Origin of the sequence: Streptomyces sp. NBC_00178 (genome assembly GCF_036206005.1) — a bacterium.
Taxonomy (GTDB): domain Bacteria; phylum Actinomycetota; class Actinomycetes; order Streptomycetales; family Streptomycetaceae; genus Streptomyces.
Genome location: NZ_CP108143.1, coordinates 2670920 through 2697578, shown reverse-complemented (window position 1 = coordinate 2697578; position 26659 = coordinate 2670920). Strand labels below are relative to the sequence as shown.

Annotated in this window: 24 protein-coding genes; 6 read left to right on the top strand and 18 right to left on the bottom strand. The window is 72.1% G+C overall.

Features of this window, described 5'->3' with window-relative positions; genetic code table 11:
* Window positions 1–42: 42 nt before the first annotated feature.
* The 4 genes from OHT61_RS11565 to OHT61_RS11550 are packed head-to-tail and all read right to left on the bottom strand — an operon-like array spanning window position 43 to window position 5827.
* A complete protein-coding gene (locus OHT61_RS11565) occupies window positions 43–1209 on the bottom strand; it encodes an acyl-CoA dehydrogenase family protein (protein WP_329037517.1) in 1167 nt (388 codons plus the stop codon).
* A gap of 7 nt (window positions 1210–1216) precedes the next feature.
* On the bottom strand, window positions 1217–2134 hold the full coding sequence (locus OHT61_RS11560; RefSeq protein WP_329043204.1) for a hydroxymethylglutaryl-CoA lyase: 918 nt from the start codon (window positions 2132–2134) through the stop codon (window positions 1217–1219).
* A gap of 17 nt (window positions 2135–2151) precedes the next feature.
* Entirely contained in the window at window positions 2152–4197 is a 2046-nt protein-coding gene (locus OHT61_RS11555; RefSeq protein ID WP_329037515.1) for an ATP-binding protein, read from the bottom strand.
* A gap of 13 nt (window positions 4198–4210) precedes the next feature.
* A complete protein-coding gene (locus tag OHT61_RS11550; RefSeq protein WP_329037513.1) occupies window positions 4211–5827 on the bottom strand; it encodes a carboxyl transferase domain-containing protein in 1617 nt (538 codons plus the stop codon).
* A gap of 110 nt (window positions 5828–5937) precedes the next feature.
* Between OHT61_RS11550 and OHT61_RS11545 the strand changes: the two genes are divergently transcribed.
* The gene (locus OHT61_RS11545) at window positions 5938–6552 is read left to right on the top strand and encodes an SACE_7040 family transcriptional regulator (RefSeq protein ID WP_329037511.1); all 615 of its coding nucleotides are present in this window, start codon (window positions 5938–5940) and stop codon (window positions 6550–6552) included.
* A gap of 211 nt (window positions 6553–6763) precedes the next feature.
* Here OHT61_RS11545 and OHT61_RS11540 read toward each other — a convergent pair whose 3' ends face one another.
* A complete protein-coding gene (locus tag OHT61_RS11540) occupies window positions 6764–7267 on the bottom strand; it encodes a MarR family winged helix-turn-helix transcriptional regulator (protein WP_329037509.1) in 504 nt (167 codons plus the stop codon).
* Between the two features lie 92 nt (window positions 7268–7359).
* On the opposite strand from OHT61_RS11540, the gene OHT61_RS11535 reads away from it, so the two are divergent.
* Window positions 7360–7719 carry an HGxxPAAW family protein gene (locus OHT61_RS11535; RefSeq protein WP_329037507.1) on the top strand — a complete coding sequence of 120 codons (360 nt, stop codon included), beginning with the start codon at window positions 7360–7362 and terminating at the stop codon, window positions 7717–7719.
* Between the two features lie 100 nt (window positions 7720–7819).
* Complete coding sequence (locus tag OHT61_RS11530; protein WP_329037505.1) at window positions 7820–8611, top strand: phosphatase; 792 nt, start codon at window positions 7820–7822, stop codon at window positions 8609–8611.
* A gap of 28 nt (window positions 8612–8639) precedes the next feature.
* Here OHT61_RS11530 and OHT61_RS11525 read toward each other — a convergent pair whose 3' ends face one another.
* Window positions 8640–9602, bottom strand: a complete 963-nt coding sequence (locus OHT61_RS11525) for a helix-turn-helix transcriptional regulator (protein WP_329037504.1) — start codon at window positions 9600–9602, stop codon at window positions 8640–8642.
* 65 nt (window positions 9603–9667) lie between these two features.
* Here OHT61_RS11525 and OHT61_RS11520 point away from each other — a divergent pair, with 65 nt between their 5' ends.
* Window positions 9668–10816, top strand: a complete 1149-nt coding sequence (locus OHT61_RS11520) for an epoxide hydrolase family protein (protein ID WP_329037503.1) — start codon at window positions 9668–9670, stop codon at window positions 10814–10816.
* Between the two features lie 26 nt (window positions 10817–10842).
* Here OHT61_RS11520 and OHT61_RS11515 read toward each other — a convergent pair whose 3' ends face one another.
* The 4 genes from OHT61_RS11515 to OHT61_RS11500 form a co-directional block, all read right to left on the bottom strand.
* Complete coding sequence (locus OHT61_RS11515) at window positions 10843–12084, bottom strand: cytochrome P450 family protein (RefSeq protein ID WP_329037501.1); 1242 nt, start codon at window positions 12082–12084, stop codon at window positions 10843–10845.
* A gap of 129 nt (window positions 12085–12213) precedes the next feature.
* Window positions 12214–13173, bottom strand: coding sequence for a cation diffusion facilitator family transporter (locus tag OHT61_RS11510; RefSeq protein WP_329037499.1), 960 nt, complete (start codon window positions 13171–13173; stop codon window positions 12214–12216).
* 28 nt (window positions 13174–13201) lie between these two features.
* Complete coding sequence (locus tag OHT61_RS11505) at window positions 13202–14077, bottom strand: acyl-CoA thioesterase (protein WP_329037497.1); 876 nt, start codon at window positions 14075–14077, stop codon at window positions 13202–13204.
* Between the two features lie 20 nt (window positions 14078–14097).
* A complete protein-coding gene (locus tag OHT61_RS11500) occupies window positions 14098–15255 on the bottom strand; it encodes an acyl-CoA dehydrogenase family protein (RefSeq protein WP_329037495.1) in 1158 nt (385 codons plus the stop codon).
* A gap of 215 nt (window positions 15256–15470) precedes the next feature.
* Between OHT61_RS11500 and OHT61_RS11495 the strand changes: the two genes are divergently transcribed.
* Window positions 15471–15812 carry a DUF5713 family protein gene (locus OHT61_RS11495; protein ID WP_329037493.1) on the top strand — a complete coding sequence of 114 codons (342 nt, stop codon included), beginning with the start codon at window positions 15471–15473 and terminating at the stop codon, window positions 15810–15812.
* Between the two features lie 298 nt (window positions 15813–16110).
* A complete protein-coding gene (locus OHT61_RS11490) occupies window positions 16111–16545 on the top strand; it encodes an Asp23/Gls24 family envelope stress response protein (protein ID WP_329037492.1) in 435 nt (144 codons plus the stop codon).
* Between the two features lie 139 nt (window positions 16546–16684).
* Here OHT61_RS11490 and OHT61_RS11485 read toward each other — a convergent pair whose 3' ends face one another.
* From OHT61_RS11485 to OHT61_RS11450, 8 genes are all read right to left on the bottom strand, one after another.
* Window positions 16685–19012, bottom strand: a complete 2328-nt coding sequence (locus tag OHT61_RS11485; RefSeq protein WP_329037490.1) for a glycoside hydrolase family 3 N-terminal domain-containing protein — start codon at window positions 19010–19012, stop codon at window positions 16685–16687.
* A gap of 40 nt (window positions 19013–19052) precedes the next feature.
* On the bottom strand, window positions 19053–20987 hold the full coding sequence (locus OHT61_RS11480; protein ID WP_329037488.1) for a glycoside hydrolase 5 family protein: 1935 nt from the start codon (window positions 20985–20987) through the stop codon (window positions 19053–19055).
* A gap of 85 nt (window positions 20988–21072) precedes the next feature.
* Window positions 21073–22125, bottom strand: a complete 1053-nt coding sequence (locus OHT61_RS11475; protein WP_329037486.1) for a LacI family DNA-binding transcriptional regulator — start codon at window positions 22123–22125, stop codon at window positions 21073–21075.
* Entirely contained in the window at window positions 22122–22949 is an 828-nt protein-coding gene (locus OHT61_RS11470) for a carbohydrate ABC transporter permease (RefSeq protein ID WP_329037484.1), read from the bottom strand. Before OHT61_RS11470 ends, OHT61_RS11475 begins: the two co-directional genes overlap by 4 nt.
* Before the next feature lie 14 nt (window positions 22950–22963).
* On the bottom strand, window positions 22964–23908 hold the full coding sequence (locus OHT61_RS11465; protein WP_329037482.1) for a carbohydrate ABC transporter permease: 945 nt from the start codon (window positions 23906–23908) through the stop codon (window positions 22964–22966).
* A gap of 31 nt (window positions 23909–23939) precedes the next feature.
* Window positions 23940–25232, bottom strand: coding sequence for an ABC transporter substrate-binding protein (locus OHT61_RS11460; protein WP_329037481.1), 1293 nt, complete (start codon window positions 25230–25232; stop codon window positions 23940–23942).
* Window positions 25233–25461: 229 nt separating this feature from the next.
* Window positions 25462–25683: a DUF397 domain-containing protein gene (locus OHT61_RS11455; RefSeq protein ID WP_329043202.1), complete on the bottom strand. Its 222-nt coding sequence runs from the start codon at window positions 25681–25683 to the stop codon at window positions 25462–25464.
* Window positions 25676–26470 (bottom strand): helix-turn-helix domain-containing protein, encoded by a 795-nt coding sequence (locus OHT61_RS11450; protein WP_329037480.1) that lies wholly within the window; start codon window positions 26468–26470, stop codon window positions 25676–25678. Before OHT61_RS11450 ends, OHT61_RS11455 begins: the two co-directional genes overlap by 8 nt.
* Between the last annotated feature and the right edge of the window lie 189 nt (window positions 26471–26659).

The window sequence follows — 26659 nt, the reverse complement described above, 5'->3', positions numbered from 1 at the left end:
GGGCGGCTCGTGGTCGCCGGCGGGCCCGTGGGAGCCCTTCGCTCAGGCGCCCATGCCCAGCTCCCGGGCGATCAGCATGCGCTGGACCTCGCTCGTGCCCTCCCCGATCTCCAGGATCTTGGAGTCGCGCCACATGCGGGCCACCGGGTACTCGTTCATGAAGCCGTAGCCGCCGTGGATCTGCGTGGCCTCGCGGGCGTTGTCCACCGCGACGGTCGAGGAGTACAGCTTCGCGATCGCCGCCTCCTTCTTGAACGGCTCGCCCGCCAGCAGCCGCGAGGCCGCGTCGCGCCAGCCGATCCGGGCCATGTGCGCCCGCGTCTCCATGTCGGCGATCTTGAACTGGATGGCCTGGTTGGAGCCGATCGGCTTGCCGAAGGCGTGCCGCTCCTTCGCGTACTTCACCGACTCGTCCACACAGCCCTGGGCCAGACCCGTCGACAGCGCCGAGATGGCGATCCGGCCCTCGTCCAGGATCCGCAGGAACTGGGCGTACCCGCGGCCCTCCTCGCCCAGCAGGTTCGCCGCCGGCACGCGCACGTCGGCGAACGACAGCTCGCGCGTGTCCGAGGCGTTCCACCCGACCTTCGAGTACGGGGCGGCGACCGTGAAGCCCGGGGTGCCGGACGGCACGATGATGGAGGAGATGAGCGGGGCGCCGTTCTCCTTGCGGCCGGTGACCGCCGTGACCGTCACCAGTTCGGTGATGTCCGTACCGGAGTTGGTGATGAAGCACTTGGAACCGTTGATCACCCACTCACCGGCCGCCTCGTCCAGCACGGCGGTCGTGCGCGTGCCGCCCGCGTCCGAGCCGCCGTCCGGCTCCGTCAGCCCGAACGCGCCGAGCGCCTCGCCGGAGCAGAGCCTCGGCAGCCACCGCTGCTTCTGCTCCTCGGTGCCGAAGCGGTAGACGGGCATGGCGCCCAGCGACACCCCCGCCTCCAGCGTGATGGCCACGGACGAGTCGACCCGGGCCAGCTCCTCCAGAGCGATCCCGAGGGCGAGGTAGTCGCCGCCCATGCCGCCGTACTCCTCCGGGAACGGCAGGCCGAACAGGCCCATGCGGCCCATCTCGCGCACGATCTCGTACGGGAACTCGTGGCGCTCGTAGAAGTCGCCGATCTTCGGGGCGATCACATCGTGTGCGAACTCCTCGACGGTACGGCGGAGTTCCTCGTGCTCGGCGGTCAGCCGGTGGTCAAGGGACATGGGGGCTTCACTCCTTGTGGGACAGCGCGCGGACGGTACGGGACGGGCTCGGGCGGCCCAGTTGTTCGGCCATCCACACGCTTGTGGCGGTGAGTGCGCCGAGATCGACCCCGGTGTCCACACCGAGGCCGTCGAGCATCCACACGAGGTCCTCGGTGGCGAGATTGCCGGTGGCGCTCTTCGCGTAGGGGCAGCCGCCCAGGCCGCCCGCCGAGGCGTCGACCGTGGTCACCCCGTGCTGGAGCGCGGCCAGGGTGTTGGACAGCGCCTGGCCGTACGTGTCGTGGAAGTGCACCCCGATCGTGCCGGTGGACACCCCCGCCTCGTTCAACGCGGCCAGCAGCGCCACCACATGGCCGGGAGTGGCGACGCCGATCGTGTCGCCGAGGGACAGTTCGTCGCAGCCCAGGTCCATGAGGGCCTTCGCGACGCGGACGACCTGCGCGACGGGCACGGCGCCCTCCCACGGGTCCCCGAAGCACATCGACAGATAGCCCCGCACATGCCCGCCGGCCTCGCGCGCCCGGGCGACGACGGGCTCGAACATGGCCAGTGACTCGTCCACCGTGCGGTTGAGGTTGCGGGCGGCGAACGTCTCCGTCGCCGAACCGAACACGGCGACCCGGCGCGCGCCGAGGGCGAGCGCGCGGTCCAGTCCGCGCTCGTTCGGCACGAGGACGGGAAGCGCGGCGTCCACGTCGCCGAGCATCGGGAACAGCTGCTCGGCGTCGGCGAGCTGAGGCACCCACTTCGGGTGGACGAAGCTGGTCGCCTCGATCGTGGAGAGCCCCGCCGCCGCGAGCCGGTGGACGAACTCCGCCTTCACCTCGGTCGGTACGACGGACATCTCGTTCTGCAGGCCGTCGCGCGCGCCGACCTCGTGGATGCGGACCCGGGGCGGCAGCCCGGGGGCCGGCACCGTCATGGGCAATCCGGTGCCGGTCACGACTCCTCCTTCGGGGCGACCACGGCCAGGATCTGGTCCATGGCGACGGTGGCGCCCGCGACGACGTCCAGCTCGGTGACGGTCCCGGCGTGCGGCGCGGAGATGACGTGCTCCATCTTCATCGCCTCCACGACCAGCAGACTCTGCCCGGCGGCCACCTCGTCGCCGACGGCCACCTTCACCACCGTGACGGTCCCGGGCATGGGCGCGGCCAGTGTGTCCGCGCCGGAGCGGGCGGCGCCGCCCAGGGACGCCTCGACCGGGTCGTGGTCCTGGACGTGCCAGGTGTCCCCGTCCCGGCCGAGCCAGATCCCGTCCGGGGCGGACACACAGCTGAACACGTGGGTCAGCCCGTCGGACTCGACGACGACCCGGTGCCCGGACCGCTCGACGAGCCGGGCCTGGGCCGTGGGGACCGGCGGAGGAACGGGACCGCAGGTGTCCGGCGTGCCCTCGCGGTCGCCCGCGTGACCGAACGTCAGGCGGACGCCCTCCCGGGCCTGCGTGCGCAGGCCCACCCGTACCGGCTCGTGGCCCGGTACCCGGAAGTGGTGGAAGGTTTCGGCGGGCGTACCGCCCAGCCGCCAGCCGCTGGGCACCGAGAAGGGGTCGGTCCAGCCCGTCGAGGGCGGCGGGGTCTGCCGCAGCAGCGCCGCCGCCGCGTACACCTCCTCCGGCACACCGTCCGGGACGAGGCCGTCCGCCTCGCGCTCCACGAGCCCGGTGTCCAGCTCGCCCGCGGCGACCGCCGGATGGGCCAGCAGACGCCGCAGGAAGCCCGCGTTCGTCGGGACGCCGAGCACCACCGTGTCCGCCAGCGCGGCGCGCAGCCTGCGCAGCGCGGTGGCGCGGTCGGGGCCGTAGGCGATGACCTTGGAGAGCATCGGGTCGTAGGTGCTGCCGACCGGGACGCCCTCGCTGAGCCCCGAGTCGGTCCGCGTCCCGTCGCCCTGCGGTTCGTGCAGCGCCAGCACCGTGCCACCGGACGGCAGGAAGCCGCGCGCCGGGTCCTCCGCGCAGACCCGGGCCTCGACGGCGTGCCCGGTCAGGGTGATGTCGTCCTGCGCGTACGGAAGGCGCTCGCCCGCGGCCACCCGCAGCTGCCACTCCACCAGGTCGAGCCCCGTGATCAGCTCGGTGACGGGGTGTTCGACCTGGAGGCGGGTGTTCATCTCCATGAAGTAGTACGAGGCCGGGTCGCTGCCCGGGACGATGAACTCCACCGTCCCCGCGCCGACATAGCCGCACGACCGGGCCGCCTGGACGGCCGCCTCGCCCATCGCCGCCCGGGTCCTCTCGTCCAGCAGGACCGAGGGCGCCTCCTCGATGATCTTCTGGTGGCGGCGCTGGAGCGAGCACTCGCGTTCGCCGAGGTGGACCACGGTGCCGTGACCGTCGGCGAGCACCTGGATCTCGATGTGGCGCGGCCGGTCGATCCACCGCTCCACCAGCAGTGTGTCGTCACCGAACGAGGCCCGCGCCTCACGCCGGGCCGCCGCGATCTCGTCCGCCAGCAGGGACGCGTCGCGCACCAGCCGCATGCCCTTGCCACCGCCGCCCGCCGACGGCTTCAGCAGGACCGGCATGCCGATCTCCCGGGCCGAATCGGCAAGTTGATCGTCGGTCAGTCCACTGCCCGACGACCCGGGAACCACCGGGACGCCCGCCGCCGCGACGGTCTCCTTGGCGCGGATCTTGTCGCCCATCAGCGAGATCGCCGAAGCGGGCGGACCGATGAAGACGAGCCCGGCCTCGGCGCAGGCGCGGGCGAAGCCGGCGTTCTCCGCGAGGAAGCCGTAGCCCGGGTGGACGGCCTCGGCGCCCGTGCGGCGGGCGGCGTCCAGCAGCCGCTCCACCGACAGATAGCTCTCGGCCGCGGGTGCGGGGCCGATCCGCACCGCCGTGTCGGCCTCCCGCACGTGGCGGGCGTCGGCATCGGCGTCGCTGAAGACGGCGACCGACCGTACGCCGAGCTCGCGCAGGGTCCGGATGACCCGGACCGCGATCTCGCCACGGTTGGCGACCAGAACAGTGCTGAACATGGAAGTCCTCACATCACATCCGGAAGACGCCGAAACTGGGCTCGGCCAGCGGGGCGTTGGCACACGCGGTCAGGGCCAGACCCAGCACCTGCCGGGTCTCCGTCGGGTCGATGACACCGTCGTCCCAGAGGCGGGCCGTGGCGTAGTAGGCGTTGCCCTGCTGCTCGTACTGCGCGCGGACCGGATCCTTGAAGGCCTCCTCGTCCTCGGCGGGCCACTCCTCGCCGCGCCCCTCGATCTGGTCCCGCTTCACGGTGGCCAGCACGGACGCGGCCTGCTCGCCGCCCATGACGGAGATCTTGGCGTTGGGCCACATCCACAGGAAGCGCGGCGAATAGGCCCGGCCGCACATGGAGTAGTTGCCCGCGCCGTAGGAACCGCCGACGACGACGGTCAGCTTCGGCACCCGGGTGCACGCGACGGCCGTGACCATCTTGGCGCCGTGCTTGGCGATGCCGCCGGCCTCGTAGTCCTTGCCGACCATGAAGCCGGAGATGTTCTGCAGGAACACCAGCGGGATGCCGCGCTGGTCGCACAGCTCGATGAAGTGGGCGCCCTTCTGGGCGGACTCCGCGAACAGGATGCCGTTGTTCGCGACGATCCCGACCGGGTGGCCGTGGATGCGGGCGAAGCCGGTGATCAGCGTCTGGCCGTACTCCGCCTTGAACTCGGCGAAGCGCGAGCCGTCCACGACCCGGGCGATGACCTCGCGGACGTCGTACGGGGTGCGCGAGTCGACCGGCACCGCGCCGTACAGCCCGGCCGGGTCGGCCTTGGGCTCCTCGGCGGGCTCCACGGACCAGGGGAGCGGTCCGCGCTCCGGGAGTGTCGCGACGATGTTCCGCACGATCCGCAGCGCGTGCGCGTCGTCCTCGGCGAGGTGGTCGGTGACCCCGGACGTGCGGGAGTGGACCTCGCCGCCGCCGAGCTCCTCCGCCGTCACGACCTCACCGGTGGCGGCCTTCACGAGCGGCGGGCCGCCCAGGAAGATCGTGCCCTGGTTCCGGACGATGACGGCCTCGTCGCTCATGGCCGGCACGTAGGCGCCGCCTGCCGTGCAGGAACCGAGGACCGCCGCGATCTGGGGGATGCCGGCGCCCGACATCCGCGCCTGGTTGTAGAAGATCCGCCCGAAGTGGTCCCGGTCGGGGAACACCTCGTCCTGCATGGGCAGGAACGCGCCGCCGGAGTCCACGAGGTACAGGCACGGCAGCCGGTTGTCGAGGGCCACCTCCTGGGCGCGGAGGTGCTTCTTCACCGTCATCGGGTAGTACGTGCCGCCCTTGACGGTGGCGTCGTTGGCGACGATCACGCACTCGCGGCCGCTGACCCGTCCGATCCCGGCGATCACACCGGCCGCCGGCGCGGCGCCGCCGTACAGCCCCTCGGCCGCCAGCGGGGCCAGCTCCAGGAAGGGCGAGCCGGGGTCGAGCAGCGCGTCCACCCGCTCCCGGGGCAGCAGCTTGCCGCGTGCCACATGCCGGGCGCGGGCCTTCTCACCCCCGCCCAGCCGTGCCGTCGCGAGCCGCGTGCGCAGCTCCTCGGCGAGCGCGTGATGCGCCGCCTCGTTGGCCTGCCAGGCCTCCGAGGCGGGATCGGCCGCACTCACCAGGACCGGTGCCTGCTGCATCCTGTCGAGCCCCCTTGCCCGTACCGCAGTAGTCGGATGAGAGTTAATGAGCGTTAACGCATTGCGCTCAGGTTAACGAGCGCTAACCCGCCTGTCTAGAATGAATCCTCATGAGCACCCATGCCGCCGCCCGAGTCGCGGCTCCCACCCGCCGCGAGCAGATCCTCCGGGAGGCCGCCCGCCTCTTCGCCGAGCGCGGCTTCCACGGTGTCGGGGTCGACGAGATAGGGGCGGCGGTCGGCATCAGCGGGCCCGGCCTCTACCGGCACTTCCCGGGCAAGGACGCCATGCTCGCCGAGCTCCTCGTCGGCATCAGCGAGCGTCTGCTGGCGGGCGGGCGGCTGCGCGTCACGGAGGACGGGGCATCCCGGGGGAGCTCGCCCGAGGCGCTGCTGGACGCGCTCATCGAGGGCCACATCGACTTCGCGCTGGACGACCGGCCCCTGATCACCCTCCACGACCGCGAGCTGGACCGGCTGCGCGACACCGACCGCAAGCGCGTGCGCCAGCTCCAGCGGCAGTATGTCGAGGTCTGGGTGGAGACCGTGCGCGCCCTCTACCCGGGGCTCGCGGAGAGCGAGGCCCGGGTCACCGTCCACGCGGTGTTCGGGCTGCTGAACTCCACGCCCCACCTGACCCGCCCGGAGGCCCTCCCGGACCGCGCGGCGACCGCGGCCCTGCTGCACCGGCTCGCGCGCGGCGCGTTCGCGGCAGCCGCCGCCTGAGGCGTCGGCCCGTCGGCGACGGGGCCGCGGGCCGGGGTGGCGGAGGGGGGTGAGGGCTTCTTTCCGCTGCTCACGCGCGCCGGCGCGATGCCTGAGGTGCTCGTGAAGGTCCTGGCCTTCGGATGCGAGGAGGCCCGGCCCCGCTCACCGCTTTCTCCGGCCGGTCCGCCCGCCGGGCCGGCGATGCCGAAGGGGCCGCGGGGCGGTCCTCTCAGGCGCCCGGCCCCGGGCCGCCCTCGCCGGCCCTGATCTCGTCCAGCGACTCCTGCATGGCGGCCCGGGCGCGGCCGAACCAGTCGGCGAGTACGGCGATCTCGTCGGGCCCGTAGTCGGCGAACAGGGTGCCCAGGCGGGCGTAGAACGGGCCGTACACCGCGAGGACGCGTTCCTGCGCCGACTCCTCCATCACGACGTGCACCCTGCGCCGGTCGCCCGGGACGGGCTGCCGCCTCGCGAAACCGGCCTTCTCCAGCCGGTTGAGCACGCCCGTCACCCCGCCGGTCGTCAGCCGCGCCCGCTCGGCGAGCTCGCCTGCGGCCAGCGGCTGCCCGGACAGGGCCGCCTCCATCACGAAGCCGAGGCAGGTCAGGTCGGTGGTGTTGAGGCCGAGCCGCCCGGCGATGTCGTGCTGCCCGAACTGTGCCAGCGCGATCATCCGGTCCATCGCCTGGAGCGCCTGGCCGGCCGTCGCCTCCGGGCGCTTCTTGCCGTCCACGCAGATTCCCCTTAGTATCTAAGTTACTTAGCTCGTAAGTTATTGGCCGGATGGCCACCGGTCGCTGAACTATCACACCCCGAGGAGCCGACGTGAGCGCACACGGTGACTACGACCTGGGCCACACCGTGGCCGGCTGGACCGGCACGGCCATCGGCGTGCTGGGCAGCGCGGTGCTGGGGGCGGGCGTCGTCACCGCCTCCGCCGCGGTCCTGTGGGCCGGCGCGGCGGTGGTCGTGCTGGCGGCACTGGTCTGCTGGGTACTCCATCTGGCGGGGTGGGGCAAAGCCACGGGCCTGCGTCCGAAGGCGGCCCAGGGCTGGCGCGTCAGGGACACCGGGGCGCGCGGCGGCCACCCGGACTGCCTCGGCTGCCGCATGGCCGGACGGGGCCGCTCCCGGGCGGCGGCCGCCGCCGGACCGGCACCGGCCTCCCGGCCCGCCCGGGTGTGAGGACCGGCCCATGGCCCGCCACCGGTGCGCCGGGAGCACGCCCGGTCCCGCGGTGCAAGACGCCCGGCACGCGACACACTCCTGACGGCACAATGGGTGCATGCCGATACCCAGCCGCGCCGCCCTCGTCGAGCACCTCGTCCGCACACGCATCGCGGGCGACGTCGCCACCCCCCGGGACAACAACCTCTCCCACTACCGTCAGCTCGCCAACGGCAACCGCCATTTCTGGCTGGGCCTGGAGCTCGGTGACCGGTGGACGGACGAGCAGGACGTGCTGGCCGTGATGGCCGAGCGGTGCGGCGTCGTCGACGATCCCGGGCACCGGCAGGGGCAGGACACCATCGACCCGGAGCTGACGGTCGACGCGCTGGACCGGATGGCGGCCCGCCTGCGCAAGGCGGCGGCCGACGGGGAACGGGTGCTGCTCGCGACCGGTCACCCCGGCGGGCTGCTCGACGTCCACCGGCAGACCGCGCAGGCACTGCGGGCCGCCGGATGCGAGATCGTCCGGATCCCCGGCGGGCTGGCGGCCGACGAGGGCATGGTCTTCCAGTTCGCCGACGTCGCCGTGCTGGAGCGCGGCGCCACCCTCTGGCACACGCACTCCCCGGTCCCCATGGCCACCATCCTGGACGCCCTGGAGCGCGAAGGCCGGCCCATGCCCGACCTGGTCGTGGCCGACCACGGCTGGGCCGGGTGCGCGGGACAGCGCGGGATCGACTCGATCGGCTACGCGGACTGCAACGACCCCGCGCTCTTCCTCGGGGAGGCGGAGGGCACCCTCCAGGTCACCGTGCCGCTCGACGACCACGTCGCCGACCCCCGGTTCTACGACCCGATGACCGACTACCTCCTGGACGCCGCCGGACTGCTCCCCGTCGACGCGTGACGAGCCGTGGGCCCCGGCGCGCCGGGGCTCAGGCACGCGTCGACCGGGCGTAGCGCCCGGCCAGCTCCTCCAGGTGGCGGACCAGCTCGGGCGGCCCGGTCACGGTGAAGTCGAAGCCCAGCATGCCCAGGTGGACGCCGAGCGAGTCCAGGGAGGCGGCGCCGGTGTCCAGGACGCAGGTGTCCGCGTCGACGGGCTCGACCGTGCCCACCGCCGGGTTGATCCGCTCCAGCACCGCCTGTGCCGGGGCGTGGACCGTCACCCGGGCGCGGTGGCGCCACGCCGCCGCCGACGCCTTTCCCGCGACGTACGCGGCCGCGTCGCCCTCCGGGTCGCGTCGGGGGGCGAAGCGCGGGCCGGCCGGCGGCAGGGGCGTGAGCCGGTCCACGCGGAAGGTGCGCCAGTCGTCGCGGTCCACGTCCCACGCGACCAGGTACCACCGGCGCCCCCAGTTCACGACGCGCTGGGGCTCCACCAGGCGGCGTGCCGTCGCGCCCGCGTGGTCCCGGTAGTCCATGCGCAGGCGCTCGTGGTCACGGCAGGCGGCCGTCAGCGCCATCAGCAGCTCCGGGTCGGTGTGCGGCGCGGGCCGGTCGGCCGGTACCGGCACGGCGTACTGCTGGAGGGCGCGGACCCGGCGGCGCAGCCGCGAGGGCAGGACCTGCTCCAGCTTGGCCAGGGCCCTGCCCGCCGTCTCCTCCGTACCGGCCAGGGCGCTCCCGGAGACGGTGCGCAGGGCCACCGCGACCGCGACCGCCTCGTCGTCCTCCAGGAGCAGCGGGGGCATCGCGCTCCCGGCGGCCAGCCGGTAGCCGCCCGTCGGTCCCCGCGAGGCGTCCACCGGGTAGCCGAGGGTGCGCAGCCGCTCGATGTCGTTGCGCACGGTCCGGCCGCTCACGCCGAGGCGCTCGGCGAGTTCCGTGCCGGGCCACTCGCGGGGGGTCTGGAGCAGGGAGAGCAGCCGCAGGAGCCGCGCGGAGGTCTCGAGCATCGGGATGCGGCCCGCCTGTCTCTTTAGGAATGAACCGTGCCTATATGGATCCTAGAATTCCACTCATGGAGAACAGCAGCAACACCGCAGCTCAGGCCGTCCGTTCCTTCCGCATCGACATCCCCCAGGCGGACGTGGAGGACCTGCGGGACCGGCTCGCCCGCACCCGCTGGAACACCGGGGTGCAGGGGGTCGGGGACTGGTCGCGCGGGGTGCCCGCCGACTACCTGAAGGACCTCGCCGCGTACTGGGCGGACGGCTTCGACTGGCGCAAGGCCGAGGCGCGGCTGAACGACTTCCCCCAGTACGTCACCGAGATCGACGGCCAGGACATCCACTTCGCGCACGTCCGCTCGGACCGCCCCGACGCCACCCCGCTGCTCCTGATCCACGACTGGCCCGGCTCGTTCGTCCAGTTCGTCGACGTCGTCGAGCCGCTCTCGCGCGACTTCCACGTCGTCGTCACCTCGACCCCCGGCGTCGGATTCTCCGGCCCGCTGACCTCACCCGGCTGGAACACCGGCAGGATCGCCCGGGCGTTCACCGAACTCATGGACCGCCTCGGCTACGACCGTTACGGCGTCCAGGGCAACGGCGGCGGGGCCTGGACCGCGGGCGAGATGGGTCGGATCGCCCCCGGCCGCGTCATCGGCGTCCACGTGAACGGCCTCGTCACCTTCCCCTCGGAGGACCCCGCGGACTTCGCGGACCTGACGGAGTCCGAGCAGACGCGGCTGGAGCGGCTGCGGCACTTCCGCGACGACAAGATGGGCTTCAACGTCATCCAGTCGACCCGGCCGGACACGGTCGCCTACGGGCTGAACGACTCGCCGGTGGGTCAACTCGCTTGGATCGTCGAGAAGTTCAAGGAGTGGACCGACACCGCGAAGGAACTCCCCGAGGACGCCGTGGACCGGGACACCCTGCTCACCAACGTCAGCGTGTACTGGTTCACCGGCACCGCGGGGTCGTCGGCCCACCTCTACTACGAGACGGCCCACGACCCGGCCGCCTGGGCGCCGAAGGAACGCGGCACCGTCCCCACCGCCGTCGCCGTCGCGCTCCCGTCGGACGTGGCCGTCCGCCGCTTCGCCGAGCGCGACCACAACGTGGTCCGCTGGACCGAGTTCGACCGCGGGGGCAACTTCCTCTCCCTGGAGCAGCCCGAGCTCCTGACCGAGGACGTGCGGGAGTTCTTCGCGGACCTCGGCTGAGACGCGGGCCCCGGCGTCCCCGGGGGTCACGCCTCCCGGGGGCGCACGGGCAGGGACCGGTGGCCGTTGCTGATCAGCGAGGGCACCGGCTCCAGGTCCTCCTGCGGCGAGGCGAGTGCGGCGTCCGGGAACCTCTCGAAGAAGCGGGACAGCGCGACCTCGCCCTCCATCCTGGCCAGCGCGGCGCCCAGGCAGAAGTGGATGCCGTGCCCGAAGGCGAGGTGTTCCTTGGTGATCCGGGTGACCTCGAAGGCGTCGGCGTCGTCGTGCCAGTCCGGATGGCGGTTCGCGGCCGCGTAGGAGGCGAGGATCGCCTCCCCCTTCGCGATGTGCCCGCCGCCCGGCAGCGGTATGTCGGCGACCGCGTAGCGCAGGGGGAGGTGTTTGACCGGCGGCGAGTGGCGCAGCGTCTCCTCCACGACGTCCAGCCACGTCGCGCGCCCCTCGCGCACGTGGGCCAGTTGCGCGGGGCGCGAGAGCAGCAGCGTGACGGCCTGGTCGATCAGGTTGACGGTGGTCTCGTAGCCGGCGTTGATCATCAGCAGGAGCGTGTCGCGGAGTTCCTCCTCGGACAGCCGCCGTCCCTCGGCCCCCTCCTCGCTGAGGGCGATCAGCGCGGACGCCATGTCGTCACCGGGCGCGGCCCGCTTGGCGGCGATGAGGGCGTCCAGCATCGCGTACAGCCGCCCCGCGTTCCCGGCCGCTTCGGCGGGCGTCAGGGTGGTGTCGAACACGTCGTTGACGAGGGCGCGGAACTCGTCGCCCCGGCTGTCGGGCACACCCAGCAGGTGCCCGATGACCGCGATGGGCAGCGGATACGCGAAGCGCTCCCGCAGATCCGTGACGTCACCGGGGGGTACGGCCTCCAGACCGGCCAGCAGCCCGTCGACGATGCCTTCGACGGTCGGCCGGAGCGCGGCGACCCGCCGCGCGCTGAACGCCGGGGCGACGGTGCCGCGCAGCCGGCGGTGGTCGCCCCCGTACGCGGTGAACATGTTCGTCGCGGCGACCCACAGGGCCAGCGGCCAGGTCTGGACGGCGTCCTCGAATCCGGGCCAGTGCCGGCGCGCGTCCTTGGAGACGTCCGGGCTGGTCAGGAGGTTCTTGAGCAGCGCCGGGTCGGTCACCGACCAGGCGGGGACACCGAGGATGTCGATGCGCGTGGCGGGCCCCGCGGCCCGTAAGAGCCGGTGTTCGGCGTCCGCGTCGCGGGCGGCCGGGTCGAGGACGACAGGGGCGGGGACGACGGGGGCGGAGTGCTGGGTCATGGCCGGTTCTCCTCGTCAGCGAAGAAATCGGCAGGTTTCTACCCGTCGCCACCGCACCGGACCCGGCGCCTTGACGCACGACCGCGTCCCGGACCGCAACCGGCGCACCGGAAGCCGCCCGCGTGCGCTTCAGCCCCTGGAGCGCGCCTCCGAGCGCTGTGCGCGCCCCGGTGTCGGATCCAGGTACACCCGCCGGATCGACGGGTAGCGCTCCCGGAGCTGCTGCTCGGCCTCCTCACATGCCCACTCGACCTGCGCCGCCGTCGACGCGTCCCGGAAGTCGACCTTCGCCGCGACGAGCATCTCCGACGGCCCCTGGATCAGCGTGGTCAGCTCCAGCACCTCGACGATGTGCGGCACGGACAGCAGTTCCTCGCGCACCCCGGCCCGCATCGGCTCCGGCAGCGGACGGCCGATCAGCAGCTGGGCGTTCGCCCGGCAGAGCACCCACGCCACGTACACCAGCAGCACGCCGATGAGGACGGACGCGACGCCGTCCCACACCGCGGATCCGGTCAGCTGCCCACCGAGCAGACCGCCGGCGGCCAGGACGAGGCCCACCAGGGCGGCGGAGTCCTCCATCACCACCGCCTTGACCGCCGTGTCGGGGGTCCGGCGCAGGTACGACGGCGCGGGCACCCGAAGCCGCGCCGCTTCGCCCCGCACCTGCCGCAGCCCCGTGCGCAGCGAGAAGCCCTCCAGCACGAACGCGACCGCGAGGACGATGTAGGAGACGAGCGGATCGCCCAGCTCCTCGCCCCGGAGCAGGGTGTGGATGCCGTCGTAGAGGGAGAACACCGCGCCGCCGACGAACGTCGCGACGGCGGCGAGCATCGCCCAGATGTACCGCTCGGGGCCGTACCCCAGGGGGTGATCCTCGTCGGCCGGTCTCCCGCTGCGCTTCAGGGCGGTGAGGAGCATGACCTCGGTGACGGTGTCGGCGACCGAGTGCGCCGCCTCCGAGAGCATCGCGCTCGACCCGCTGATCAGTCCCGCCACCAGCTTCGCGGCGGCGATCCCGAGGTTCGCCGCCGCCGCGACGACGACGGTGAACGTGGACTCGCCGTCACCGGTCTGCTCGTCGCTCATGGTGGGCAGTATGTCCGAATGCGTCGCTTCAGTCCCTCGGGACGCGGACCAGGCCCTCCTGGATGACCGTGATGGCCAGCTTCCCGTCGGCGGTGTAGATCCTCGCCTGGCCGAGACCTCGGCCGCCGGACGCGGAAGGCGACTGCTGGTCGTAGAGCAGCCACTCGTCCGCGCGGAAGGGGCGGTGGAACCACATCGCGTGGTCCAGGCTGGCCCCCACCACGTCCCCGATCGCCCAGCCGCCGCGCCCGTGGGCGAGGAGCACCGAGTCGAGCAGCGTCATGTCGGAGACGTACGTCGCCATGCAGACGTGCAGCAGCGGGTCGTCCGCCAGCTTGCCGTGCGTCCGGAACCAGACCTGCGAGCGAGGCTCGCGCGGCTCACCCGCCGTGGCGAACGGCGGCGCGTCCACGTATCTCAGGTCGACCGCGGCACGGGCCTCCAGCAGGCGGTCCACCATGAGCGGATCGCTGAAGCGGTCCGCGTACCGCGGCAGCATCTCCGCGGCGGTGGGCAGCGTCTCCGGATCCGGGGCGGCGGGCATGTCCGCCTGGTGGTCCATGCCCTCCTCGTGCACCTGGAACGACGCCGAGAGGTGGAAGACGGGCTTCCCGTGCTGGACCGCGACGACCCGGCGCGTGGTGAACGAACGCCCGTCGCGGATGCGGTCCACGGTGTAGACGATCGGCGCACCGGGGTCTCCCGGGCGCAGGAAGTACGCGTGGAGGGAGTGGGCGCCCCGGTCGTCGGGCACCGTCCGCCCGGCGGCGACCAGGGCCTGGGCCGCGACCTGGCCGCCGAAGACGCGGGGCACGACCGCCGAACGGCTCGTGCCCCGGAAGATGTCCTGCTCGATCCGCTCCAGGTCGAGCAGATCGAGCAGGGAGTCGAGTGCCGCGCTCATGGAGGAGGACGCAGCCGCTCTCAGAGGCCCATGGACTTGGCGATGATCGACTTCATGACCTCGCTGGTGCCGCCGTAGATGCGGTTGACCCGGTTGTCCGTGTAGAGGCGGGCGATCGGGTACTCGTTCATGAAGCCGTAGCCGCCGTGCAGCTGGAGGCAGCGGTCGATCACGCGGTGCGCGACCTCGGTGCAGAACAGCTTCGCCGACGCGGCCTCGGCGGGCGTGAGCTCGCCGGCGTCCAGGGCCTCGATCGCGCGGTCGCAGACGGCCTCGGCCGCGTCGACCTCGGCCTTGCAGGCGGCCAGCTCGAACTTGGTGTTCTGGAACGACGCGACGGTCTTGCCGAAGACGGTGCGGTCCTGCGTGTACTGCTGGGCGAAGCGCACGGCGGCGGCTGCCTGCGCGTAGGCGCCGACGGCGATGCCCAGGCGCTCCTGCGGGAGGTTCTGGCCGAGGTAGGAGAAGCCCTTGTTCTCCTCGCCCAGCAGGTCCTCGACGGGCACCTTGACGTCCACGAAGGCGAGTTCGGCCGTGTCGGAGACCTTGAGGCCCAGCTTGTCGAGCTTGCGGCCGACCGAGTAGCCCTCGGACTTGGTGTCGACCACCAGGAGGGAGATGCCGTGGCGGCGGTCGTCCGCCTTGGGGGCGTCCGTGCGCGCGCAGACGATGACCTTGTCGGCGTGGACGCCACCGGTGATGAAGGTCTTGGCGCCGTTGAGGACGTAGTGCGTGCCGTCCTCCGAGAGCTTGGCGGTCGTCTTCATGCCGGCCAGGTCCGAACCGGTGCCCGGCTCGGTCATGGCTATCGCGTACATCGACTTGCCGGAGACGAAGTCGGGCAGCCAGCGCTTCTTCTGCTCCTCGGTGGCGTACGCCTTGAGGTACGGCAGGCAGAGCAGGACGTGGACCCCGGAGCCGCCGAAGGAGACGCCCGCGCGCGCGGTCTCCTCGTAGAGCACGGCCTCGAACTTGAAGGACTCCTCGCCCGCGCCGCCGTACTCCTCGGGCACCTCGATGCCGAAGATGCCCAGCTCGGCGAGCTTGTAGTAGAAGTCCCGGGGCGCCTGGCCCGCCGCGAACCACTCGTCGTAGACGGGGACGACCTCGGCCTCGATGAAGGCGCGGATGGTCTCCCGGAACGCCTCGTGGTCCTCGTTGTAAACCGTACGGCGCACGGGGTGCCTCCTGGTGTCAGCTTCGGCTTCGGTCGCAGTGGCTAAGCGCTTGCTCAGGCCAGGTCAAAAGTTACCCGGCGGTCACGGTGGCTGTCCAGGGTGATGCTGAGCACGCCGCCGCCCTTTCCGGGCAAGGGCTGTCAGTGGCGTGAGGCAGGATCGGCCGGAGGTCACCGAGCGGACACCGGTGATCACCGAGGGGACGGGGGGACGCCGTGGTGATCGGGAACCAGCGCATCCAGGAGCACGCGTTCCTGCGCGGGCTCCACGCGGACGGGTACTACCCGGACCACGTGGTCGACCGGGGCAGGGACGTGCTGATCGGGCTCTGCGGGCGGATCGAGGCGGAGAGGCCGGCGGACCTGGCCGCCCTGTACGCGCTGACCGAGGCCGCCACGGAGGAGTTCAACGCCCTGGAGGCGGAGTTCGAGGCGGCCGGCAGCGAGATCGAGACGGTGGCCCGCGAGGTGATAGCCGAGGACTTCCGGTTCGTCGCGTCCGCCTACGGCTTCGGGGACGCCGACGGGGAAGCGCTGATCGCCACCCGGGAGTGGTGACCGCACGGCCCGCCGGAGGTGCTGTCCGGGGGCGAGGGCGGACCACGCCCCCGGACAGTGGAGGTGAGGGCTGGTTCCGGACCCTCGGGACTGATTCGGAGCCGGGCCGCCCCCGGATTGGTCGGGGATGGATCCGATGCGGAGCCGGTGTCCCCGGAGCGCCCCCTCCGGGTCGCGGAGCGTACCGGTGCGCAGCGCTGTGTAACCCCGATGGCGGTACGTGGCGGGCGGGCGCACAGTGAAACGAGGGGCCGGTGAGAACGGACCGGCCCGTCGTACCGACACCTGTGAGGCAGTCATGGCTGATGTGGACGGGAATGCGGAACGGACCGGACGCGGCACGACCACCATCTCCGACAACGTGGTGTCCACCATCGCCGGAATCGCCATCCGCGAGACGGACGGTGTGCACTCGGTGGGCAAGGGCGCCTCGAAGGCCCTCGGCGCCGTCACCGGCCGGGTCTCCGGATCCAGTGGGGCCGGACGCTCCATCAAGGTGGAGGTGGGCGAGAAGCAGACCGCGATCGATGTCGACATCGAGGTGGAATACGGCATCCCGATCCACGAACTCGCCGACCGGATCAGGACCCATGTGACGGACGCCGTCGAGACCATGACCGGTCTCGAAGTCGTCGAGATCAACATCAACGTCTTCGACGTCCACATCCCGGGCGATGACGACGACGAGGACGAGGGGAAGAGCTCGCGCGGGCAGTCCTCCCGCGTGCAGTGACCCCACGTGCAGCGAATCCCGGGATGCCGCACAGCCCGGTCGCGGCCCGGCCGGGCCCCCTCCTCGTCCGCGGAGGGGCCGGCCGGGCCCGGTCCGCGTCCGGCGGCGGCGCGGGAAAGCCGCACCATCGAGGACCGGCTCACCGCGGGCCGGGCGCCGCCGCCACGGTGAGCCGCGCCTCGATGGTGTGCGCCGAGGACCGGCCGGTCCCGATCGCGAACTCTCCCGGCTCCACGGCCCACCGGCCGTCCTGTGCGAACGAGGCCAGGGTCCGCGCGTCCACGGTGAAGGCCACCTCGGTGCTCTCGCCCGCCGCGAGTTCCACCCGGGCGAAGTCCCGCAGTTCGCGGACCCGCGGCCACGTCGTGCCGCCGGACACCCTGCGCACGTAGAGCTGGACCGTCTCCCGGACCGGCCGGACGCCCGTGTTGGACACCCGCACCACGCAGCGCACGGGTGCCTGGCCACCGTCCGGTTCCAGCGCGCCGGCCGCCACCGCCGCCCGGGACAGCCGCGGAGTGCCGTGGACGACCGTCGTGTACGACAGGCCGTGGCCGAACGGGTGCCGGGCGGTGGCGGGCTGGTCGACGTAACCGCGGTAGCCGTGGTCCTTCCCGTTGTAGAAGACGGGCAGGTGGGCGGCCGAACGCGGCACGGAGACGGGGAGCCGCCCCTGCGGCTCGGCCCCTCCGAACAGGACGTCGGCCACCGCCGTGCCTCCCCAGGGGCCCGGGTACCAGGCGCTCAGCACCGCCGCCGCCCGGCCGGTGAGGTCCGGCAGGGCGTGGGGCCGGCCCTGGACCAGCACCACGACCACCGGGGTCCCGGTCGCGGTCACCGCGTGCAGCAGCGCCGACTGGCCCTCCGGCAGGCCGAGTTCCGCGAGATCCACCCCTTCACCGCAGGTCATCTCCGCCGGGTTGCCTGCGGCGACCACGGCCGCCCCGTTGGCGTCGAAGCGCGTCCCGGACTCCCGGGCGCTGGACCCGCCCAGCACCAGGACCACCACGTCGGCCGATGCGGCGACGGCCACCGCCTCGGGCACGCCGGAGAGGTCCCCGCCGACCAGTCCGCAGCCCCGCGCGTACACGACGTCGGTGCCCGCGGGCGCCGACGCCCGCATACCGGCGAGCACGCCGACACCCGTGCCGGGCCGCTGCGGCGCGGTGTAGTCGCCGATCTGCTGGGGCACGGAGTCGGCGTTCGGTCCGATGACCGCCACCGTCCCGCCACGGCCGCCCGTGAGCGGCAGGGTCGTGCCGTCGTGTTCGAGGAGCGTGACGGACTCGCGGGCGACCTGCTCGCTCAGCCGCTCCAGCCGCCCCGGGTCGAGCCCCCGGGCGCCGGTGTACGGCTGCTCGAAGAGGCCGAGACGGAACTTCAGCGCCAGCACGCGTCCGACCGCCGCGTCGAGCGTGGACTCCTCGACCAGCCCTCGCCGGACCGCCTCCGCCAGCCGGGGATAGCAGTCGTCCCACAGGCTCAGGTCCGTCCCCGCCCGCAGCGCCAGCGCACCGGCCGCCACCGGATCACCCGCCATCCGGACCAGGCGGTCGATCGCGAGGCCGTCGGCCATCACCAGGCCGTCGAAGCCCCATTCCTCCCGCAGGATTTCCGTCAGCAGACGGCGGTTGGCCGCACACGGGACACCGTCGAACTCGTTGTACGCGGCCATGAGCCCCGCCGCACCCGCGCGGACGCCCGCCAGCGCCGCGACCAGGTGGATCTCCCGCAGCTCCCGCTCGCCCAGCTCCGTGGCCGCGCTGTTGCGGCCGCCGACCGTGGCGCCCTGCCCGGCGAAGTGCTTCAGGACGACGGCCGCCCGGTCCGGGGCGATGGCCTCCCCGGCAGGACCCTGCACACCGCGCACCAGCGCCTCGGTGAAGCGTGCCGCCAGGTGCGGGTCCTCGCCGAAGCACTCCTCCGCACGTCCCCAGCGCGGGTCACGCACCAGGTCGAGTGCCGAGACCAGCGCGACATGCCCGCCGCGGGCCCGGAGCTGCCCGGCCGCGAGGGCCGCCGCCTCCTCGTACAGCTCCGGGTTCCAGGTGGCGCCGACCGCCAGGTTGACCGGCAGCACCGTCCCGTCCAGGGCCTGGAGGCCGTGCGGCATCTCCTCGACGAGCAGGACGGGGATGCCCAGCCGGGTGCTCTCCACGACGTGCCGCTGCACTGCGTCCGAGACCCGCGCCCCGTCCGCCGCGCCTATACCGGTCTCCGCCGTCACACCGGACCACGGGTCGGCACGCTGGAGGCCGTACAGCGCGCCCATCCCGTCGTACGCGGCGACCTCCTTCCGGAAGGCGTCCGTCAGCTGGTGTCCCGAGGCGGTGCGCTCGTAGGCGTCCCAGCCGTACATCCGCTGGTTGACCTGGCCCACCTTCTCGGTGAGCGTCATCCGCGACAGCAGGTCGCGCACCCGGTCGGCGACGGGCATCCCGGGATCGCGGAACAGGGGCTCGGACATCGGGGTTCCTCTCGGGGGTGTCGGCTCGGGGCGGGACGGTTCAGCGCAGTTCGAGCACGCGCACGCCGTACGGCGCGAGGGTCACGTCCCGCACCGGATCACCGCCGGCCGGCTCGCGCAGCTCCCCGTCCGCGACCGGGCGCACGGTCAGCTCCTCGGCGGACTGGCTCACCAGCCACACGAACCGCACACCGTCCTCCCGCACCAGGGTGTCGGCGCTGACGTACGGGGTGTCGACCGTCACCGGCCGTGCCGCGCCCGCGAGTCGGGCCAGCGCCGCGTACAGCCGGTGCGTCTGCTCCGGATTGGCGCGCGCGGTGCGGGCCGCCATGTGCTCCAGCGGGTACGTGGCCAGGACGGTGCGGCCCGCGCCGGTCTCGTACCGCAGGAGGGCGGGGCGGCCGTGCGCGTCGGTCGCGACCACCCGTGCGCCGTCCGGCACGACGGGCAGGTAGGCGCGGCTGTCCTCGTTGCCCGCGACCGGAAAGGTCAGCACCTCACCGGCGGGTATGCCGCCGAAGTCCTCGGTGAACGTCATCTCCAGGACGTCGTCCTCGATCGGCTCGGCGACCCCGTAGGACAGCTGGAGCTCCACCCCGAACAGGCCGTCCAGGTCGTGGAACCACGGGCCGCGCGTCGTCGGGTACTCGCCCGAGCAGAACGACAGGTAGACCGTCGCCCCCGCCTTCGCCCGCCGCTCCAGGTCCCGGCGGGTGCGGGTCGTCAGCTGGCGGGTCGACGGCAGCAGATACAGCGACGCGTCCTCCGGCAGCCCGTCCGCCTCCCGGGCGAACCCCACCGGCAGGTCGGCGCCGCGCGCCGCCACGTACCCCTGGTGCAGCGAGGTGAAGATCAGCGGCCGGTCGGCGGGCCGGCTGTACGGATAGCCCCGCTCCAGGAACGCGGGCACGACGAGCGCCGCGTCCGCGTCCGTCCGGCGGCAGCGCGGGAAGTCGACCTGCTTGAGCACCTCGGCGAACGCGGCCAGTTCGCGCAGCGGCTCCTTGGGGCGCCCCGACGCATCGGTGATCCCGAAGTGCATCTCGAAGGGGTGGTGGTCGTACGGCGACTGCTCCCACAGATCGTCGTAGTCCGTGTTGTTCCAGGCCATCCAGCCCGTGGCCCCGCCGAGCAGCGAGTTGTGCAGGGTCTGCCGGTAGAAGATCCCCGCGTTCGCCGCCGAGACGGTGTCGGTGGAGAGCCCGAACTCCTCCAGGACGACCGGCTGTCCGGTCACGGCGGCCAGCTCGCACTCGAACGCGGCCCGGTAGTGCTGGCGAGGCCGGTCCGTGTCGGAGCGGTAGACGTGCGGCCCGACGAAGTCGACGTACTCGGCGGTGTCCCGCAGCGAGAAGCCGTTGTCGCGGCCCGTCACCTCGATGCCCCACGCGCCGTCGCCCAGCGACACCGGCTGGGTGCCGCCCGCCGCGCGCACGGCGTCGCACATGAACTGCGCCCAGGCGGTGACGACATCGCCGGCGGGCGGGTCCACCTGGTAGATCCGCCCGTAACCGGGCATCTCGTTGGTGATCAGCCACCCCGTGACCGCCGGGTGGTCCTTGAAGCGCCGGGTCATCTGCGAGACGAACCACGCCTGCCGCCCGACGAGCCACACGTCCTCGTACAGATCGCGGTCACCGCGCCAGGCCGGGTCCCAGTTCTCGCCCGACATGTGGCCCACGATGAAGGTGGGGACCGTGCCCATGCCCTGTTCGTGGTGGGCGTCCAGGAAGTCGCGGAACCGGTCGCACAGCTCCTCGTCGATCCGCCCCGGCTCCGGGTGGAAGTCGGGCCAGTAGAAGAACGACCGGGTCATGTTCAGGCCGTGCTCCCTGAGCACGGCCAGCTCCTCGCGCACCGTCCCCGGCTCGTAGTTCCGCCACATCAGCGGACCGCCGGTACGGGACCAGAAGTTGGCGCCGAGCCACGGGAGGACGGCGGAGTCGTGGGTGAGCTGGGCGCTGTGGCGTCGCATGGTGCTACGGGTCCTCTTCGATGTGCGGGGGTGGTGCCGGAAGCGCTCCGGCGGTTCGGACCGGCGCCGGAGGCGGTCCGGCCGTTCAGACCGGCGCCGGGAGCGGGCCGGTCGAATCCCTGACGACGAGACGGGGCCGCCCGTCGAGTACGGGCGGGGGCACGTCCTCGCCGCACTGGGCGAGCAGCGCGCGGGCCGCGGCGGCACCGACGCGCTGCACCTGCTGGTCGACGGTGGTGAGCCGCGGGTGGACCCAGCGGCCGAGCGAGAGGTTGTCGTACCCGACCACCGACAGATCGTCCGGCACCCGGAGCCCGGCGCGCTGCGCCGTACCGATGCCGCAGACGGCCATCGAGTCGTTGGGGAACACGAGCGCCGTCGGCCGCTCGGGCAGGGCGAGGAGATCCCCGGTGACCTCGACGGCGGCCTGCTCGGTGAAGTCGCTGTGCCGCACGGCGACCGGACGCAGACCCGCCTCGGCCAGAGCCTCCTCGAACGCGGCCAGGCGCAGCCGGGTGTGCAGCAGTTCGGCCGGGCCCGCGACGTACGCGATGCGCCGGTGTCCGAGGCCCAGCAGGTGGGCGACCACCTCCCGGACACCCGCTTCCTGCTGACCGAGGCCCACCCGGAGCACCGGCGATCCGGGGTCCGGGGCGCCCAGCAGCACGGCGGGCAGGCCGAGACCGCGCAGCAGGTCCGGGCGCGGGTCGTCGGCCCGGGCGTCGGTCAGTACGGCGCCGTCTATGCGGCTCTCCGCGACCAGGCGCTCGTACAGCGCGCTCTCCTGGGCCATACCGGCGACCAGGTGGAGCAGCAGACCGTAGCCGCGCGGCGCGAGTTCGCCCTCCAGACCGGTGATCAGCTCGCTGAAGTGCGGGTCGGAGCCGAGCACATCGGTGGGCCGCCGCACCACGAGCGCGATCGTCCGCGTACGCGCCCGGCGCAGCGCCGTCGCGGAGGCGCTGGGGGACCAGCCGAGCTCCGCTGCCGCGTCCAGGACCCGGCGGCGGGTGGCCTCGGAGATCCGGCCCGTGCCGTTGACGGCCTGGGAGACCGCGGCGGTGGAGACGCCTGCCGCGGCTGCCACGGCCTTGATGGTGGGGCGCACGGCGGTACGCCCTTCGAGAGGCTTGTTCACGTCTTCACCGCTCCGCTGACGAGGGCCTGCTGCATCCGCTTCTGGAGCACGGTGTAGACCACCCAGACCGGGACCAGGGTCAGCACCGTGCCCGCGGTAAGGATGCCGTAGTCCGTACCCGTCAGGGACTTGAGCGTCGGCAGGGCCACCTGCACGGTCCGCAGGTCCGGGTCCGGGCCGACGATCACGAGCGAGTAGAGGTACTCGTTCCAGAAGGTCAGGAAGTTCAGCAGCAGGATCGTCGCGATGCCCGGCATGCACATCGGGGTGTAGACGTGCCGCAGGACGGCGAAGGTCGACGCCCCGTCCATGCGCGCCGCCTCCTCCATCTCGCGCGGGATGGTCCGCATGAACTGCACCAGGATGACGACGGACAGCGGCATCGCCGTCGCCGGCAGGAACAGCACCATGAACGCCCGGGTGTGGAACAGCCCCGTGGCGGCTGCGAGCAGGAACGTCGGGAAGAGCGCGGCGAACGTCGGGATCAGGAACCCCAGCGAGAACACCCGCTCCACCAGGGCTCCGAGACGGCCCTCGGCACGCGCGATGGCGAAGGCGGCGGGTATCGCGAGCACCAGGGTCAGCACCAGCGCCAGCACAGTGACGAGCATCGAGTTGAGGACGGCCGGCCCGAGCTGCGCCGAGGAGAACGACTCGGTGAAGTTGGCCGTGGAGAGCGAGGTGGGCAGCGAGAACGGGCTCCCGAAGATCTGGTCGTTCGTCTTGAACGCCGAGACCAGCAGGTAGTAGAGCGGCACGACCAGCAGCACCATGTACAGCCAGGCGAAGACGTGCGCAGGCAGCCAGGACCTTCCGAACTTCATGGGACCTGCTCCGATCAGTAGTTCTGGCGGAAGACGCGGCGGATGGTCAGCAGCCCGGCCAGACCCACCAGGAAGAGGACCACGCCCACGGTCTGGCTGTAGCCGAGGTCGGCGGCGATGAACGCCTTCTGGTAGACGAGGAAGGACAGCGTCGTCGACGAGCTCCCCGGGCCTCCCTGGGTGAGCAGCAGGACGTTCTGCGCCGAACCGAACAGCGTCCACAGGAACTGGAGCATCGTCACGACACCGACGAAGTCGCGGATGACGGGGAAGTGGATGCGCCACATGGCGCGCCAGTGACCGGCGCCGTCGAGCTGCGCGGCCTCCCCGATCTCGTCCGGGACGCTGCCCAGGCGGGCCGCGAACAGCACGGCGGTGAACCCGATGCCGCTCCACACGTCGAGCAGGATGAGGGAGCCGAGCGCGGTGGACGGCGAGGCGAGCCAGGCATCGGTGAGCGAGCCGAGCCCCGCCTTGTCCAGGGCGCCGTTCAGCAGGCCGTCCGGCGACAGGACCGCGTAGAACACCATGGCCTTTGCCGGGGTGGAGATCAGCCCGGGGATGAAGAGCAGGTACCGCAGGACGCGGTGGCCCGGCGGTTTCTGGGCGACGTAGTAGCCGAGCATGTACGCCCCGACGATCATCAGGGGTACGGCGACGGCGAGTTGCACGGCGGTGTTCCGCACCGCGTCCCAGAAGACCGGGTCGTCCAGGACCGCGCTGATGTTGCCGGTGCCGGCGAACGAGACCGGCTGGAGCATGCCCGGCCAGTGCAGGGCGGCGATGACGAAGATGGCGACCAGCGGGCCGACCATGAAGACCAGGTACCAGGCCAGGGCGGGCACGGCGAGGACGACCCCGCCCTGGGTACGGCGCTTCGTGAGGGCGGCGGCGGGCGGCGGGGGAGTTGCCGGCCCGCGGACCGAGGCGCCGCCCGGGGCGGACGAGAGCATCGTCATAGGAGGACTCGCTAAGGCTCGGGCGCGCGGATCAGGCCGTGCGGTAGGCGGATTCCAGGGCGGAGCGCACGGAGGCCGCGCTCGTGCCCCGGGTGAAGGCGGTGCTGGTCGCGGTGATCAGCGGCTGGGTGGCGGTGGGCGGGACGTACAGGTCGGGCAGCAGTACCTGGCCGACCCGGTCGCCGAGCTGCTGTGCCTTCGCCACCAGAGGGAAGTCCTTGCTGACCGTGTCGGTCACGAGCGCCATGTCCCGGCCGCTCTCGGTGATGAAGCGCGACACGATGTCGGGGCGGTACATGAAGCGGAGGAACTTCTCCACGGAGGAGAGCTTCTTGACGCCGTTGGGGCTGATCCAGAAGCCGATGAGGGTGTAGGAGCGCAGGATGGTCGGCTTCTCGTGAGCGGCGCCCGGCGCGAGTGGCCATCCGCCGACCTCGGTGTGCCCGGCGGTCCTGGCCGGCACCTTCGCCAGCGCGGAGGACATCGCGGACTGCACTGCCGCCGACTCCGTGTTGTACTGCGTGGTCATCGTGTCGGACGTCAGCCCCTGCGCCTTGTCGGCGAAGACACCGGCGTCGCGCAGCGACACGAAGTAGTCGATGCCCTCGCGGGCGCCCCGGCTGCCGCTGAAGTCGCCCGTCGTGTAGACCTGCCGCGCCTCGTCGGTGGTGAGGAAGGTCTGGATGATCTGGGCCAGCAGCTTCTGCCCGGTCCAGTCGTTGCCGCCCACGGTGACCGGCGCGATGCCCTTGGCCCGCAGCTTGCGCGCGGCGCCGATGAGCTGGTCCCCGGTGGTGGGCACGGAACCGACTCCGGCGCGGTCGAGCAGGTGGGTGTTGAAGGCGACGGGCCAGTTGGTGGCGAAGTAGGGGAAGGCGCGGAGCCTGCCCTTGCCGTCGGTCCACGCCGTCAGAGCTGCGGGCAGGACGCGCTCGCGCAGCCCCCAGTCGTCGAGGTAGCCCCTGACGTCGACGGTGGCACCGACGTCGGTCCAGGCGAGCGTCTTGTCGTACAGGTTGACCATGACCACGTCCGGCTCCTTGCGGGCCAGTCGCGAGGTCTCGTACACCTGGGGGAGGTCGTCGCCGTTGACGAGGTTCTTGACCCGGAGCCCGGGGTTCTCCTCCTCGAAGGCCTTGACGGCGGCGGTGTACGTGGGCGAGCCGGGCGCGGTGGTCCCGAGCTGGGTGTGGACGACGAGCGTGCCGGGGTCGGAATCGGCCGAGGCGAGCGTGGAACAGCCGGACATTGCGGGGAGCGCGGCAGCGGCGGCGAGGCCGGAACCAGCGGCAAGGAAACCGCGCCGACTCAGGGGTGAGCGCACAGCGGGATATCTCCAACCAGGACGTTGACCAGGGTGGTTAATCGATGTACCAGCGGGTTGCGAGAAACCTAGGGGTGGTTGCGGGAATGGTCAACCCCCGGTTGCGCATGCTGGAAAGGGCGACATTTCGGTCGGGTCGAGGCCCGTGTCGCCGGATCGGGCGTGGACAGGCCGGTCCGGCGTCCGGCCTCATGTGTCCCGCAGGGTGATGCGGCCGACGGGGTGCGGCTCAGGCGGAGAAGCGCCCGGCCTTCACTGCGGCGACGAACGACGACCAGCCTGCGGGCGGTATCACCAGGGCGGGGCCGTGGGGCGACTTGGAGTCGCGGACGGGGACGCCGGATGGGTGGTGGTCCAGGACCTCCACGCAACTGCCCGATTCGGGACCGCTGTGCGTCGACCTGCGCCAGCCGCGCAGCTCGGACGAGTCCGGGATCGTGCACTCAAGCATCATGCCCATACTCCTTAGCTGTCGCCCGCAGCATGGCGAGTGATTGCGTCTGTGGAAGTGCGTCGCTCAGGGCGAGAGCGTAAATGTCCTGTAGCCGGGCGACAACAGCCGGCGATTCGTGGACCTTTCCCGTCGAAAGCCCCTCGCTGTACGCGGCAGGAGGCTGATCCTCGAACGACATGAGCGTGACCATGCCCTGACTGATCGGGTGGATGCCCACATTCATGGGAAGCACATGCACGCGCACCCGGCCACGCTCTCCCAGCCGTACGACGTGCATGATCTGTTCGGCCATGACCTGCGGAGTACCGGCCGGACGTCGTAGTACCGCCTCGTCGAGCAGCGCCCAGACTATGGGCGTTACGGGATCGTCCAGGACCTTTGCCCGCTCCAGGCGTGTGACAACGTGCCTGTCACATTCCTCATCACTCCTGGGAGGGAACGCCGTGCTGAGGACGGCCCTGGCGTAGCGCTCCGTCTGCAGGATGCCGGGCATGAAGGTGAGCGCGTATTCGCGGATCATCGTTGCCTGGCGTTCGAGCCGACGGGCCGACTCGAAGTAGTCGGCGATCGTGCCGTCGTCCCCCGGCAGGAAACTACTCAGCACATTCCCCGTGTTCAGGGCGTTGTCGAGCCGCCGCGCGTCTTCCTTCGACGGAATGCGGCGCCCCGCCTCGATGTGCGCGATGTGCGAACGGGTCATGATCGCGGCGTCGGCCAGTTCCTGCTGGGTCAGTCCGGCGGCGAGGCGCTGCTCCTTGAACCAGTCCCCATAGCTATTACTCAACGTCAACTCCTGTGTGACGAAGCACGTGTCACCAAAACCCCCCTGGCGAGCCTAGTCCCGGCCGTTCCACTCTGTGACTGGATCACTACCGACCGACACGTATCCAGGGGCTGCCCGCAGACCGCGGCCTCTGGTATCGCCCCCATGCAACGGAGTTGACGGCATGCTGCACCGCACCATCCGCACCCT